The organism is Streptomyces sp. P17, from assembly GCF_032436805.1.
Lineage (GTDB): Bacteria > Actinomycetota > Actinomycetes > Streptomycetales > Streptomycetaceae > Streptomyces.
Genome location: NZ_JAVRBF010001496.1, coordinates 1 through 235 on the forward strand (window position 1 = coordinate 1; position 235 = coordinate 235).

Annotated in this window: 1 pseudogene; it reads left to right on the plus strand. The window is 69.8% G+C overall.

The features are described from left to right. Positions 1-45: 45 nt before the first annotated feature. Positions 46-235: pseudogene (locus RMT89_RS45465) on the plus strand (hypothetical protein); the annotation flags it as partial.

Sequence of the window (235 nt, forward strand, 5' to 3'; positions counted from 1 at the left end):
GCGTTGGGTTCGGGCTCGGTGGCTGATCGTGCCAACACCGTCTCGGTGGGCAGCAGCACCAGTGATCGCCAGATCACCCGCGTCGCCGCGGGTACCGAACGCACCGATGCGGTCAACCGCGGCCAGCTCGATGCCGTTGCCGCAACCGCCGATGGCATCGCCCGCTACGTCAAGGCAAGCGGTACCGGCACCGCCAGTGCCAGCGGCAGTGACGCGGCAGCGCTGGGTTCGGGAG